10 protein-coding genes and 5 pseudogenes are annotated in these 13,671 nt (G+C 35.7%); 10 read left to right on the top strand and 5 right to left on the bottom strand.

Going from position 1 to position 13,671, the window contains the following annotated elements:
• Positions 1-263 precede the first annotated feature (263 nt).
• Positions 264-468 (bottom strand): annotated as a pseudogene (locus CVV77_RS13960) (ImmA/IrrE family metallo-endopeptidase); the annotation flags it as partial.
• 268 nt (positions 469-736) lie between these two features.
• Here CVV77_RS13960 and CVV77_RS13965 point away from each other — a divergent pair.
• The gene (locus CVV77_RS13965) at positions 737-1,273 is read left to right on the top strand and encodes an ATP-binding protein (protein WP_100275654.1); all 537 of its coding nucleotides are present in this window, start codon (positions 737-739) and stop codon (positions 1,271-1,273) included.
• 289 nt (positions 1,274-1,562) lie between these two features.
• On the opposite strand, the gene CVV77_RS13970 is transcribed toward CVV77_RS13965, so the two are convergent.
• A complete protein-coding gene (locus CVV77_RS13970; protein WP_003237203.1) occupies positions 1,563-2,090 on the bottom strand; it encodes a PadR family transcriptional regulator in 528 nt (175 codons plus the stop codon).
• Positions 2,087-2,929: a sialate O-acetylesterase gene (locus CVV77_RS13975; protein ID WP_100275655.1), complete on the bottom strand. Its 843-nt coding sequence runs from the start codon at positions 2,927-2,929 to the stop codon at positions 2,087-2,089. The genes CVV77_RS13970 and CVV77_RS13975 overlap by 4 nt, the downstream gene beginning before the upstream one ends.
• A 456-nt stretch (positions 2,930-3,385) precedes the next feature.
• Here CVV77_RS13975 and CVV77_RS13980 point away from each other — a divergent pair, with 456 nt between their 5' ends.
• The 4 genes and pseudogenes from CVV77_RS13980 (at position 3,386) to CVV77_RS14000 (ending at position 5,984) form a co-directional block, all read left to right on the top strand.
• Positions 3,386-3,787, top strand: a complete 402-nt coding sequence (locus tag CVV77_RS13980) for a hypothetical protein (protein WP_100275656.1) — start codon at positions 3,386-3,388, stop codon at positions 3,785-3,787.
• Between the two features lie 262 nt (positions 3,788-4,049).
• Positions 4,050-4,657: pseudogene (locus tag CVV77_RS13990) on the top strand (phage portal protein); the annotation flags it as partial.
• Positions 4,658-4,702: 45 nt separating this feature from the next.
• Positions 4,703-5,122: pseudogene (locus tag CVV77_RS13995) on the top strand (phage holin family protein).
• Between the two features lie 125 nt (positions 5,123-5,247).
• Positions 5,248-5,984 (top strand): annotated as a pseudogene (locus CVV77_RS14000) (peptidoglycan recognition protein family protein).
• A 29-nt stretch (positions 5,985-6,013) separates the two neighbouring features.
• Here CVV77_RS14000 and CVV77_RS14005 read toward each other — a convergent pair.
• Positions 6,014-6,700: a YukJ family protein gene (locus tag CVV77_RS14005; RefSeq protein ID WP_100275657.1), complete on the bottom strand. Its 687-nt coding sequence runs from the start codon at positions 6,698-6,700 to the stop codon at positions 6,014-6,016.
• Between the two features lie 205 nt (positions 6,701-6,905).
• Here CVV77_RS14005 and CVV77_RS14010 point away from each other — a divergent pair, with 205 nt between their 5' ends.
• Positions 6,906-7,421 carry a histidine phosphatase family protein gene (locus tag CVV77_RS14010; RefSeq protein WP_100275658.1) on the top strand — a complete coding sequence of 172 codons (516 nt, stop codon included), beginning with the start codon at positions 6,906-6,908 and terminating at the stop codon, positions 7,419-7,421.
• Between the two features lie 177 nt (positions 7,422-7,598).
• Here CVV77_RS14010 and CVV77_RS14015 read toward each other — a convergent pair whose 3' ends face one another.
• Positions 7,599-8,390, bottom strand: a complete 792-nt coding sequence (locus CVV77_RS14015) for an endonuclease (protein WP_100275659.1) — start codon at positions 8,388-8,390, stop codon at positions 7,599-7,601.
• Positions 8,391-8,599: 209 nt separating this feature from the next.
• On the opposite strand from CVV77_RS14015, the gene CVV77_RS14020 reads away from it, so the two are divergent.
• The 4 genes and pseudogenes from CVV77_RS14020 (at position 8,600) to CVV77_RS14040 (ending at position 13,624) form a co-directional block, all read left to right on the top strand.
• Positions 8,600-9,550 (top strand): S8 family peptidase, encoded by a 951-nt coding sequence (locus tag CVV77_RS14020; RefSeq protein ID WP_250622106.1) that lies wholly within the window; start codon positions 8,600-8,602, stop codon positions 9,548-9,550.
• An 847-nt stretch (positions 9,551-10,397) separates the two neighbouring features.
• The gene (locus tag CVV77_RS14030; RefSeq protein ID WP_100275660.1) at positions 10,398-11,915 is read left to right on the top strand and encodes a pre-toxin TG domain-containing protein; all 1,518 of its coding nucleotides are present in this window, start codon (positions 10,398-10,400) and stop codon (positions 11,913-11,915) included.
• A gap of 18 nt (positions 11,916-11,933) precedes the next feature.
• Positions 11,934-12,209, top strand: coding sequence for a barstar family protein (locus CVV77_RS14035; RefSeq protein WP_100275661.1), 276 nt, complete (start codon positions 11,934-11,936; stop codon positions 12,207-12,209).
• A gap of 265 nt (positions 12,210-12,474) precedes the next feature.
• A pseudogene (locus CVV77_RS14040) lies at positions 12,475-13,624 on the top strand (IS3 family transposase).
• Positions 13,625-13,671 lie beyond the last annotated feature (47 nt).

The following is a 13,671-nucleotide window of genomic DNA, read 5'->3' on the forward strand; positions in this document are numbered from 1 at the left end:
CTTTTCTATTAAGATAAGGGCCTTTTAAAATTATAGTTCCACTTGATTCACGGCGGCATCTACGGACCAAAAGCGAAAGCAAAATTTCAAGCTAAACTGAGATAAAAAAGAGGCCCCAATTTATGAGGGGGCCTAGTGGGGGAAAAACCGCTGGTTTTATACTATCGGTTTTTTTTACTGCTTTTTTATACTCATTGACAGTTATTACATAGCATTACCCAAGGGGAATGCACTTTATGAAGGTAATCATCATCGAGGGATCGTTGTTCAATTCGACTTTTTTGGCTGTCCAAGCATATGTTATAAATTCCGCTGTGTTTAAGTGCGAAGCTTGTAACAGGTTTAAATGAAACTGATATCTAAAGCCTCGGCAATCCGTTCAAAATTAATTTGTTCAGGCTCTGTAATATCAATCTTCCTGTATAAGTTTTCAATCCAATCCTCTAAATGACTGTTTGTATACCTCAAGATAAAAAACCTCCTTAAAGACGACAATCTAAAAATTGGATTCGTTTAAATATTATAGGGGAATCAAGACTTTTTTCATAGGAAAATGCGTCTAAGGAGATGGAATATGAATCCGTTTAATAATGGCTGTTATCGTAAGTATGATGGTTTTAACACGCATCTGGATTTCCCTAGAAAAGTAAAGGTCTTTAGGGATTTATGTCAAAATAATAGTAAGTACCTTATGCAACAAACAGGGAGTTTGATTGCTTAATAAGGAGGGGGAACTATGAAAAGAAACATTCACATATTGGGAGCCTCTGGTGTAGGAACTTCAACATTGGGTGTTGCATTATCAAAGCATTTGCCTCATACGCATCTCGATACTGATGATTACTATTGGATAGATAAATTCACTAAAAAAAGAGAAATTCCTGAAAGAAGAAAGTTGCTTGAAAAAGACTTAACAATAAATGAGAAATGGATTCTTTCTGGTGCAGTGTGTGGCTGGGGCGATGATCTAAAAAGTTATTTTGACCTTGTCGTCTTCTTATGGGTTCCACAAAATATACGGCTTGAGAGATTAAGGCATAGGGAATTTCAGCGTTATGGAAACGAAGTGTTAGCCGGTGGCAGTAAATATGAACAATCAAAAACATTTTTAGAGTGGGCTTCTTTATATGATAATGCTGGAATGGAAGTTAGAAGTAGAGCTTTGCATGAACATTGGATGGCAGGTTTAACTTGTCCAGTGCTAAAGATTGAAGGCGATCACTCAGTCAATGAAAGAGTTGACCGTGTCTTGGATTATCTGAATTCTAATTGAACAAGCAGCAGTTTAGCGGAAGAAGGAGAAAAATCAGTTGACTTACTTGAATACTAAATAGGTGTAAAAAGTGGTTATTAATACGAAGGATTGAAAAAGAAGAACACGCAGCAGATTCACTTGCTCTTGTTGGGGGGCAAGTGTTGACAACCCTATTAGCTGGTTTAATTAAAGAAGGAGTATAAAACCTGTATCAATGATGTTACTAGATATTTACGACACAGGTTTTATATTTAGGTAACTAATATTCTTATATATTTAACATTACATTTTTTTATTATGCAATAGTTCATTCTATTTCTGCTTTCAATTTTTCGAACCACTCTAAATTAACCAAGTGATGTGAACGGGAATTTTCGTTCATACGGCGAAAGTAATTGATTGTGCCGGGAATTTCTTGAGTGATGGACAGGTATTCATCAAGGAGCTCGATTCGAGTTTTAGTCTGGTCGATTTGTGATTGGATCAGATCCAGTAATTTATTTTTGTCGAATTCATCGGCAAAGAGTAACGCTCCATAAAATTGCAGGTTCACATATTCCGATTTGGTGCCGTATTTGATCATTAATTTTTCGAATTCTGCCCTTCCCGATTCTGTGACTTTAAAGTTACGGATTTCACGCCCACTGGTTGAGGGTTTCTGCTGAATCTGTTCAATAAAACACTTTTCTTCAAGTTGCTGCAGATTGTAATAAAATGAACCTTTCGTGAAGTTAACAATGTATTTGTAATGACGTTTTTCCATTAAGGCCAGAAGTTCATAGCCGTGCGCTCCGGGGTTTTGGATTAGCAAGCCAAGGATAAGTAAGGGAATTATGGTTTCATCACCTTCGCCATCCGCGCCTCAAATTCCGCGTACGTGATTTTACCCGAAGCCAAATCCATACTATGAAGGTAAATCTGTTCTGTTTTAGAATAGTCACCATTCACTTTCAGTGATTGCTCCTCTCCCGAAAGGGGTTTCAGGATATGGTGCTTTTTCGAAAAAGCCTCGAAATAGCGGTAACCGAATTTGCGTTGTGAAGCTGCGTCTAAATGAATGCCATCAGGATTCGCAGTCAAACCTGCTGCAGTAACAAAATAACAATTCTGTTGTTCATTAGCAAAACGCAGCAATTGTTCATTAACCTGTCGAAATTCAGTCGCGTGCTGTCCAAAACCGGTCTTCCCAAGAAAGTCACCAAGCCCTCCAATAATCAACGGTACCTCATCAAGTTTCAACTCGTTTCTTAGCGTCTCGATGATAAGAGTTAATTTCTCGTAATAAGTTTCATGTAGCGAATGATAACTGTCACTCTCACCCTGGTGCCAAAGGATTCCACAAATTTGACTGGACCGGAGGGCGAAGCGGGCTTCGGACAAAGCATGCTGAAAAAGGATGCCTTCCGGATGCCAGTCATTCAATGAACTGCCACCTTCCGCACAAGGGATCAAGCCAATTTCTTCATCGGGATGAGCTTTCGACCATGCATCTGCAAAAGATGCCGCCAGGCCAACGCCGGAAACCGGACGGTCGTAATTAATCGGCTCTGTCATCATCTGCCACTGTCCATTGCGCAGCATTTTTATTTTTTCATTATAGATAGGGTCTACTTCATTCAAAAATCCACGGCCCGCCATATTCGACTGCCCCAACATTAAAAAAGACTTTATCATCTAATTTTTCACTTCTTTACATCAATATTTTAGTCTAATTAGACTATAGTCAATTCAGTTTGTCCTGTAAAGCTTTAACAAGGTTTTATTTTTTTTATTAGTATGTATGAAAAACAAACTAACATTGAAAATTTGGTGGATGTATTTGAGAAATAGCAAGTTCTTTTGCTTTTTCTTATCCAACTATCGGGGGCTTTAGTTCAATAACGATCTTCCACAATCGGGCGCGATTATTGAACAAAAACTAAAGGAGTGATACATATTAGTCATGTATAATATGTATCACTCCTTATTTTTTATGGCTTTTTTTGATTTAGGTCTTGATAAACAATGAAAAAACAACAAAAACCCTGTCATGTAAGGCCTCCTATGAGGTTCAAAATCATTTTTCATAGGAAATACGTTCAATGATGGGGGTGTATTCCAAATGAAATGGATTGTTAAAAAGGGAGGGCTATGTTGAAGGGGTTAAATATCAATAAAAAATTATTAAAAAGGTTAACGATTGTACCAATTCTATTCATTTGTTATGTTTTATTTTTAAATCCTGAAGTTATACTTGAAGAGCAATGTCCTAATAAGCCTTATAGTTTAACAATCGTAAAGCACGGGACAGGTATATTTGATAAGAAAATTGTTCTAATATATTACAAGATCAACGGAAAAACAGTAGCTGTTGGGGATTTGGTGTTTTTTGAGAATTTTGACAGAGATATCGATGTTACTTGGGATACCAATACTGATGATGGAACTTGGTGGATAGATAAAAGCGCACATTTAACCATGACCTATGCTAAAAATTTTAAGGGGGATTTAGACAAGAAAGATATTGATTTTGATTATGGTACTGTCCAATAATAATGAAGCAGTTTATTTAATATAGGAATATACACTAAAAGAACCGCCAGTCGCGGTTCTTTTATGTTCAGGTTCAAACTGATTTAGGAGCGATTTTTTCTTTCCTTACAAATATCATGATTCCAGGGATGGTCATAAGTATAGCCGGTATTAAGTAGAACCAGTCAGTGTATATAAGTCCTCCAATCCCTGAAATAAAAAGTAAAACACTGCTCAACTTTGGTTTGAATAAGACAACAATTGAAGCGGTAAAACCAACGCAATCTCTTCATTGGTTGTTAAAGCAAATACTCTTGGCGAGACTGCATGGATTCATTTAACTAAACGCTATTTCCGTTTCAGATATGTAAATGGTAACCTACAGCAATCAGAATTCTTACTTTACCAGTCACTGGGCGCAGGTGAAGAGGATATAAACATAAACCAAGCTGTTCCTATTACAGCAGTTGCTCCGTTCTCTGTTCAGCTAGAAAAAGCAGCTTAACTGATGATGGTCGTTTAAAAGTTCAGACTGAAGGCCTGAACCTTAGCCCATTGGACACTCAATCAAAAACGACGGATATTGTCTTTCACGATAAAACAGAAACCATAGGTGAGGGTAACCCATTCACCGTTGGATCATTTAAAACGTTGCTCATTGAGGTTTATGGGACGGCTGAGACAAGTGAATTGAAGTTCTGGGGTAAATCTTTATCGGGAACAAAAAGAGCCCTTAGAGGGCAGAAAGTGGATGACGGAACATTTGCCACTAGCACAAAAGGGAAATCAGAAGCTTGGTCTTTTAACATTACTGGTTTTAAAGAAATTGTTATGGAGCTTACATCTTTAACAAATGGAAACTTTTCAGTTAGAGGGACGGCCGTCTCATAAGATCCGGCTGTCCTTTTTTATTTACCTCAGAGGAGGTGATTAGAAATGGAGGAGACAAGTTTGTTTATCAATTTTGAAACATTAGATTTAGCAAGAGTATATTTATTTGGAGGGGTGAAGTACCTTGATTTACTTCTAGTTCTAGCATAATTGACGTATTAACAGGAGTAATTAAGGCATGGAAATTCAAAAAACTGCGAAGCCGGAGCGCATGGTTTGGCTATGTCCGTAAGCTACTCAATTTCTTTGCAGTCATTTTAGCAAACGTGATTGATACAGTACTCAATTTGAACGGTGTCCTAACCTTTGGTACCGTTCTTTTTTATATCTAATGAAGGCTTGTCAATAACTGAAAACTTAGCACAGATCGGTGTTAAAATCCCTTCAACAATAACAGATCGATTACAAACAATTGAGAACGAAAAAGAACAGAGTAAGAATAACGCAGACAAAGCTGCTGGCTAAGCCAGTGGCTTTTTTTATTACACAAACAGAAGGAGAGAGGATATATGGCCATTAAAGTTGTAAAGAATCTAGTCTCTAAATCAAAGTATGGATTGAAATGTCCTAACCCAATGAAAGCTGAATAGATCACTATTCACAACACTGCGAATGATGCTTCAGCAGCCAATGAAATCTCTTACATGAAGAATAACTCTAGCTCAACGAGTTTTCACTTTGCAGTAGACGATAAACAAGTCATTCAAGGAATTCCAACAAATCGTAACTCTTGGCACACAGGAGATGGAACAAACGGTACAGGGAATCGTAAGTCGATTGGTGTCGAAATTTGTTATAGCAAGTCAGGAGGGGCACGATATAAGGCAGCGGAAAAGCTTGCTATTAAGTTTGTGGCGCAGCTACTTAAAGAACACGGATGGGGTGTTGATCGAGTCCGCAAACACCAAGACTGGAACGGGAAATACTGTCCTCACCGGATTTTGTCAGAGGGAAGATGGAATCAAGTTAAGGCCGCAATTGAAGCAGAATTGAAAAAGTTGGGCGGGAAAACAAGCTCAAGCAAGACAAGCACAGCCAAAAAGAAACAACAAGCTCAAGGAGCAAGAAAACGTCATATACGCTGCCTTCTGGCATCTATAAAGTGACAAGCCCGATGCGAAAAGGAGACGACGTAAGGCAGATTCAAAAAGCACTTGCGGCTCTTTATTTCTACCCGGATAAAGGAGCGAAGAATAACGGTATAGACGGTATTTATGGACCAAAAATGGCGAACGCGGTCAAACGCTTCCAGTCGATGTACGGTCTTACTCAGGACGGTATCTATGGACCGAAAACGAAAGAGAGACTAGAAGCCTTACTAAAATAAAGGGCCCCCTTTTTATTAGGGGGCTTTAATCACTCATGTTTTTTATCGGGGTCATTAAATGCACAAAATTTAGTTGGATGTCCTTGTTTGTTTGTACACCATGATTGAGATAAGAAAGCTAAGAATATAGCTACCCAAGATTTATCAAATTGGATCAATATACCGCCGTCATGGTAAATTCCATTGTCTTTTTTCCATCTCCCACTGTTCCCTTGGTTCATGTGGATATTATGCATTCCATTAGTTGGTTTGAAACTAAATATCTTATCTTTTTTATCTTCAGGTCCGAATTTTGAGCCGTAAATATATACAGTTGCATTTTCCTTAATAGCCTTGTTCATATATTTTTCAATAAAATCATTCAAATCATTATCTTTTCCGGTAACTTCATGGGGTAAAGGTATCATCTTGGTAGGATCAAAAAGTTTACCACGTACATAATCAAGTGCGATTAAATGATTTGATTCATTTTCATTAATCGGGGTATAACCTTTTTCGAGTTTTTGTAAATGGGTTATTTCGCTGGCATCAAATTTTTCATCGGCATAATATAACACTTCTGATTGTGCTGAACTTGACATTACATTAATTGCACATCTGTAATGCTTGTCATCTTCTCCAATAACATCTAATTGATAATGTGGAGTATCAAAATCAACCTCCTTTTTCGTATCAATTACTATCCCTTTTAAAATTCCATAATTCTCAACAGACATTTCTAGACCTCCTTAACAATATGTTTCTTACTATCCCTGATTTATAAATGAATATACTGCAAAAAAATTTCTATAAGTGAGTTTCTCTTACGTGTATACAATGAGTATAGTTTGTGATAAGAATGCATAAATTCGTTGGAATTTGGACAGTAATTAAAAAAGATTTGTCTAAAGGGTTTAATAATATTAAGAAAGAGGGTTAGTTATGGCGGATTTTTCTGGCAGGAATATAGACAAAAATCAATTGTTGGAAACATTAAAAAAAGGTGGATATGTTCTTTATTTTCGTCATGCGGATCCCGCTGAAACAACAGGTGATCCGGGACTTAGTAATGAAGGTATAAAAAAATCTGAATTACTAAAATCGTTGTTCGTAAGAGAAAAAATAAATGTTTTATCTCCTGTTTGGGTAAGCCCTGCTAAACGTACAAAACAAACTGCTGAAGTTATTTTTGGTACAGAAAAAATCCAAATAGATACAGCGTTGTATAATATGGATGTCATTTTAAAAGATAATCCTGTTGGAGACGAAAAAGATACAAAAGTTCGCTTAATAAAAATGTTAGAAACCATACCTAATAGTGAAATGAATACTGTTATTATAGGACATCATTTTACTTTTGGTATCGAAAATATTAGGATTCCATATCTAGGGGTGGTAGTAATACGACCTATGGGAATAGGCGAGGGATATGAAGTTATTGCAAACTTAGAACTTTAAATGTTTTTCAATGGATACAGATGTTTGGAAGGTTTTTTTGTATCCTCAAGTTAAACCTTCATCATTTTACCTTGGACTATTATAATTTGTGGAAATTAAGTGAAAAGGCCTTCTAACTAAGAAGGCCCTAAGGGTACTACTTAAGATTAATTCATCATCTGTTTCCGAAAATCTCTTCTACCCATTCAGGGTGATCAATAAATGGGTTTCGATTATGTTGGAATTCGCTATAAATAATGTTGTTTCTTCTTCTTCAAAAGAGTCAACGGGATCTTCATTATGCCATTTAATTAATGTACTTAATTTTCCTTGATGAGGTGATTGGGTTTTAATCGCGTCTACTAATTTTAAATCAATTGATTTATCGTAGCGTACGTCCATATAGAATAACATACGCGCTACATCCCCTTTAATTTCATCTCGTGGTTCCCACCAGCCTAAAGTTTTATAACAAGTATCGGGTGCTTCATTGTGTTTGATTCCGTTACAAGTACCATCATTTTCACTCCCTATATCAAAGTCGAGAGCACTTCTATCCCTATTGATTGAAACATCTTCAGGTTTTAGGTTGTGTAAATCTGTTTTAATTTGTTTATCATGATTAAAATGGGATTGTGCCCAAACATGCTCACGATTCCAATAGTCATTACAAGTACCATTTGAATTTTTAGACTGAGAGCGTCCAGCATAAAAAAGTAAGACATTATTTTTGCTTTTTGGATCTTCATCAGTTTTTTTAAGAGCATCCCATACTTCATCATAAGTAATCGTTTTTTGATTACTTATGATCATGTTCAATATATTTTTTAAGTCTTCAGCAGTTTTCCCCTTAACATCTTTATAGTAGTTCTCCAGAATGCTACTGTCTTCATCTTTATTTTCATTTCTGTACGCGATATTTTTATTATTATGAAGTGCATGGCTATTTAGGTCTTCTTGAGATTGATTTCTTTCAGTATTTCTGTCCATATTACAAGCAGATAAAAAGTGATTATTGTAAATAGTATTAGGGTATTTTTCATTTTAAAATTCATTTCCTGCCTCCTTTTTTAAAGTCTTTGTATTTTAGTTATTCATTCTATCTAAAAAAACAAAATAATAAGAAATCAATTAATTAAGTATAGGTTAAATTGAAAGGGGCATACATAGTTTGAAAACAATTTAAGGAGTGAGTTTTTTTGGCAGATTTTCGTCTTATTCCATATACTGTTGAATCAGTTATTGAAGATGTGAAAGAAATTCCAGCAGGTGTTAAAATGATTAAAGCTCCAGAGATTTGGGACGTAAGTGATAAGGGATCAGGAGTGGTTGTAGCAATTTTAGATACTGGTTGTGACCCCACCCATACTGATTTAAAGGAAAGGATTATAGATGGTAAAAACTTTACTGATCAAGGTGATCCTGATGATTTTTCTGATATTGATCAGCACGGAACTCATGTTGCGGGAACGGTAGGAGCCACAATTAATGAAAAGGGCGTAGTAGGGGTAGCGCCAGAGGTAAGTCTTTTTATTGGAAGAGTTTTTACAAAAGATAGTAATGGGGATGTTGGAGCTTTTAATAAAGATGTCATAAAAGCAATTAAACACTGTATTAAATGGAGAGGGCCAAATCAAGAAAGAATTCGAGTTATTAACATGTCATTAGGAGGTCCTCAAGACGATCCGCAATTGCACAAGGTTATTAAAGAGGCAGTGAATGAAGATATTCTTATTGTGTGTGCTGCTGGTAACGAAGGAGATATCCATAGCGGAGGAGATTGCTCTCCTATAAAAGATGAACTTGGCTATCCAGGTGCATATCCAGAGGTTGTTGAAGTAGGTGCCGTAGATTTGAAAGGTAAGTGGCCTTGTTTTACAAACACAAATCTCGAGATTGATCTAGTTGCACCAGGTGTTAAAATTATGTCTACAATTCCTGGTGGAAGTCATGCAGAGTTCTCAGGCACTTCAATGGCTGCACCTCATGTTGCTGGTGGTGCAGCACTTATAATCAATCAATGTGAAAAAGAATTCGGACGGAAATTTACAGAACCAGAAGTTTATGCACAACTTATAAAGCGAACCAAACCTCTTGGACATGACAAGAAGATTGAGGGGAATGGTCTACTTGAGTTGGATAAACAGTAATTACTGATTTTATAATGTAAACTAAGAGTAAACGTCTTAGTATGGATATGAAGAATAATTAATAAGAAATATCCCTTTTCGCAATGAGAGGGGATATTTTTTGGGTATTATTTTATCTGGTTTTCAGCAGTCTATCATCATATAGCTCCGTTAATATAGCCATTTATTGATTAAATAAACCCGTAATCTGCTTTAATTTTTGCTCTAATTTCTCCTGTCACATTAATGTCTAATAAGCCTTTTTCATTTTTATTTATGTCAATGTTTCCTCTGTATGTGTCTGATACAGTATTTATTCTAAAGAATAAATTTTGAAAAAGTCCAATTGAAGGGCTATTGAGTTGTACCCTGAATCAGCCCACTTCTTCGGAATGTTTTCAGAATAAATTGCATATCAAAATGTTACTTTTCGGCCTTCCTCTTTTTATGTAGATCCCTTCGATGCGTATATTTTCTAAGTTCGGTATCTGGTTATATAAACTATTCAAGAAATGGCTTTGATCTATCATCTTGTACCACATAATAAACACTCCCAAAATAAGCCCTCCTCAATCAGAAGAGGAAGTTTAGTTCAACCTTGGCTTAAATTCATTGATGTAATGAAATGTTGAGTTATTCTGGTAATAAAGTCATCCTCAAAATTTTGCTGATTTATAAAGAGCCGATCTTATTTTATAAAAGCTTATATTTTTAGTAAATTAAGGTTTTTTTAAGGTTTTAATACCTGTATTTATGTTATAACTATTAAGTACTTTATGGGGATTTAGATATATAAAGGTTATGGAGGGTAGTTGTGGAAATTTAATCTCACATTAAGTTAGTTTTGTATGAATTTGGAGGATCTATTATGAAAAAGTTTTTAAGCGCTATACTAATTATTTTTGTTTTTTCAATGATTAATTTACCGAACTATGTTAAGCCGGAGAAAGCCTACGCTGTATCAAACGAAATTACAAAAAAAGATTTTGCTGATTTAGATACAGCTTTAAATACTCTTACGAAGCTTCAGCAAGAGTATAATAAATTAGATAAGTCTAAAAAAACAATATGGGTAGAGGCCAAGAAAAAAGCAGTAAAGAAGCTAATAGACAATGAAATTATTAAGATCGAAAAATTAATAAAAACTAAGGTTATACCTGCTGTACAGAAAACAGTTAATGATATCAAAACTTTTATAGACCTTTTGAAAGGCATCCATGAAGATATTAAAGGTATGATTGAAGCTATAGACCAGTGTAATAAAGCAATGGATGAAATAAATAAAACTCTAAATGAACAAGTTAAAACGGTTGATGAAATAAATGACATCATGGTTGATATGAATAAAACATATGATAAGATGAATAAAGAAGTAGACAAAATGAATAAAGATGTATTAGAAATGCAAAGAGGCATTGATGAGGCAAATCGTGGTTTTAACCAAATGAATGGTGCACTTACTGGTTTAAATAAAGCAATGGATAAAACCAATTCTAATCTTAAAGCTGCCAATTCTAATATGAAGCAGATGACTAAATCTGTTGATAAGATTAATTCTGGAGTTACACATGTATCCATAAGTATGAACAATGTAAATAATTCACTTGATAAGCTGAATAAAAACTTGGATACTGTTAATAAAACTAAAATAAATTATAATTATCATTATTACTCATCAGATGGATCAACAACAAAGAAGTTAAACACACTTAATCAAAAGAGAAAGAAAGTAGAGGATTCTCAAAAAAATATTAAGAAAATAGATGTTGAGATTAATAATGTTTCTCATTACGATACAGATAGCTTGAGAAAAACACAACGCTTTTTGTCATTTACTGCTGATCTAATTCCTATTTTATCGAATTTGAAAAGTGGAAGCGAAGCTATAACAGGTAAAGATTTAATATCTCAAAAAGAACTTTCTTCATTTGACAGGACCGTAGCTGTTTTAAGTGTGGTTGGCGGCGACGCTACAAAGGTTACAGGAAAATTAGCAGGAACTGTATCAAAAACTAACAAAAGCGCAAAATATGTAGAGAGTAGCGTTAAGGCAAAGAAAGTTCTTAATAGCTTTACTGAAGTTTCCGATTTTGTGGCGAAAAATGGCCGGTTGCCGGTTAATTACATAACTAAAGGAGAAGCAAGAAAATTAGGATGGGATAGCAAAAAAGGTAATTTATCAAAAGTAGCACCGGGGAAAAGTATCGGGGGAGATATATACAAAAACAGAGAAAAACTTCTTCCTGAAGCTAAAAATAGAGTGTGGCGTGAAGCTGATATAAACTATACCACAGGTTACAGAGGGAATGACAGATTACTCTATTCGAATGATGGATTAATATATAAAACAACAGATCATTATAAAACGTTTGTTAAGTTAAAATAATGGAGGACATAATTTTTAATGAAAAAAATAGTTGTAGATGGAAAAGACTTTGAAAATAAAGAAGGGTTACATAATGCACTAAAAGATAAATTAGATTTCCCAGACTACTATGGGAAAAATTTAGACGCTTTATGGGATTGCCTTACAGGGTGGATAGAGTTGCCGTTAACTTTAGTCTGGAGAAATTTTGAGTTTAGTAAAAAGTTTTTAGGTTCATACGCTGATGATGTACTAGGAGTTTTACAAGAGGCTCAAGAGGAATTAGAAGATGAGTTTAAAATAATAGTAGAGTAGACTTTCTTTTTTGGTTTTGTGAATTTGAAAAGAGTACCTTAGCGGCCATAGGGGTTCAAGAATGCTGCTGAGGTATTTTATTTTTATTAATAATGTTTATTCAGACTTTAAGAGTCAAAAACTAAAGCGAAACTTGAAGAGTTCTTGAAATAAAAAAGGCCCTCTTGAAAGGGGACTGACCCCATAAGATGAGACAAATAAAAACACCTTCAAGTTTGAATACGGATGATTGTTATCCGAAATTAGACTTGGAGGTGTTTTTTCTATGGGGACAAGAGTGAGTTATCCGGTTGAAGTGAAACAGCAGGCTGTAGAAATGAGATTGGCAGGCGTGCCTATGAAAGAGATCATGCAGAAATTGAATATTAAGAATAAGACACAGGTTCAGACATAGGTTAGATGGCATAAGGCTGGGGATATACATCGATTCGAACAGCCTGTTGGAAAGCAATACACTTACGGAAAAGGTCCAGAGTATTCTTCCGAATTAGAGAAACTGCAGGCAGAGAACCGTTATCTGAGACAACAGAATGAAGTTTTAAAAAAGTACAACGAATTGGAAAGGAAGTTGATAGCGAAACGTCAGTCGAACTTGTAGAAGTATTGCACAGCACAATGACCGTGCAGGATATCTGTATTCATTTAGGTATCTCTCGAGCGTCCTATTATCGTTGGAAGAAGAATCTGACGAAAGATTATCCCAAGCGCCATTTGGAAAAACAAATCGGCACGTTGTGCCGAGAGCACAGGTATCGATATGGATATCGAAAAATCACAGCCATACTAAAAAAGAGAATGCGTATTAACCATAAAACGGTTCAACGTATTATGCAGAAAAATCAATGGCAGTGCCAGGTTAAGATGAAAAAGCGCAAGAAGAATGGGCAGCCATATGCCGTAGTCGATAATATATTGGATCGGAACTTAAATCTGATCGCCCTCTTGAAAAACTAGTAACGGACATCACATATTTGCCTTATGGACAGAAACAATTGTACCTTTCCAGTATATTAGATTTATACAATGGAGAAGTGATTGCTTTTACGATTGGTGATGAGCAGGACACAGACTTTGTCTTAGACACACTTGATCAGCTGCCAACACTGCCTGAGAACTGCGTGTTACATAGTGACCAAGGTTCTGTGTATACATCTTACGAGTATCAAAAAGCTGTTAACACAAAAGGCATTACCATGAGCATGTCCCGCAAAGGGACGCCCGCTGATAATGCCTCCATCGAATCGTTTCATTCCTCACTAAAGTCTGAAACGTTCTATCTTAACAGCATTGATCGAACTACGACCGCCATCGTAGAACGCACTGTCATAGAATACATTCATTATTATAACAATATTCGTATTCAAACGAAACTAAACAACCAATCACCGATAAACTATCGGCAATTGGCTGTTTAAAAGGTGTTTTGATCCCTGTCTCAAAAACGGGGGTCAGTCCCGAAAAG

It is taken from the genome of Bacillus sp. SN1, assembly GCF_002796895.1.
Taxonomy (GTDB): domain Bacteria; phylum Bacillota; class Bacilli; order Bacillales; family Bacillaceae; genus Bacillus; species Bacillus inaquosorum.

Excerpts from the sequence above, each read along its gene's own strand:
- CVV77_RS13965 (WP_100275654.1), top strand. The coding sequence starts at position 737 with ATGAAAAGAAACATTCACATATTGGGAGCCTCTGGTGTAGGAACTTCA.
- CVV77_RS13975 (WP_100275655.1), bottom strand. The coding sequence starts at position 2,929 with ATGATAAAGTCTTTTTTAATGTTGGGGCAGTCGAATATGGCGGGCCGT.
- CVV77_RS14030 (WP_100275660.1), top strand. The coding sequence starts at position 10,398 with ATGAAAAAGTTTTTAAGCGCTATACTAATTATTTTTGTTTTTTCAATG.
- CVV77_RS14005 (WP_100275657.1), bottom strand. The coding sequence starts at position 6,700 with ATGTCTGTTGAGAATTATGGAATTTTAAAAGGGATAGTAATTGATACG.
- CVV77_RS14010 (WP_100275658.1), top strand. The coding sequence starts at position 6,906 with ATGGCGGATTTTTCTGGCAGGAATATAGACAAAAATCAATTGTTGGAA.
- CVV77_RS14015 (WP_100275659.1), bottom strand. The coding sequence starts at position 8,390 with ATGGACAGAAATACTGAAAGAAATCAATCTCAAGAAGACCTAAATAGC.
- CVV77_RS13980 (WP_100275656.1), top strand. The coding sequence starts at position 3,386 with ATGTTGAAGGGGTTAAATATCAATAAAAAATTATTAAAAAGGTTAACG.
- CVV77_RS14035 (WP_100275661.1), top strand. The coding sequence starts at position 11,934 with ATGAAAAAAATAGTTGTAGATGGAAAAGACTTTGAAAATAAAGAAGGG.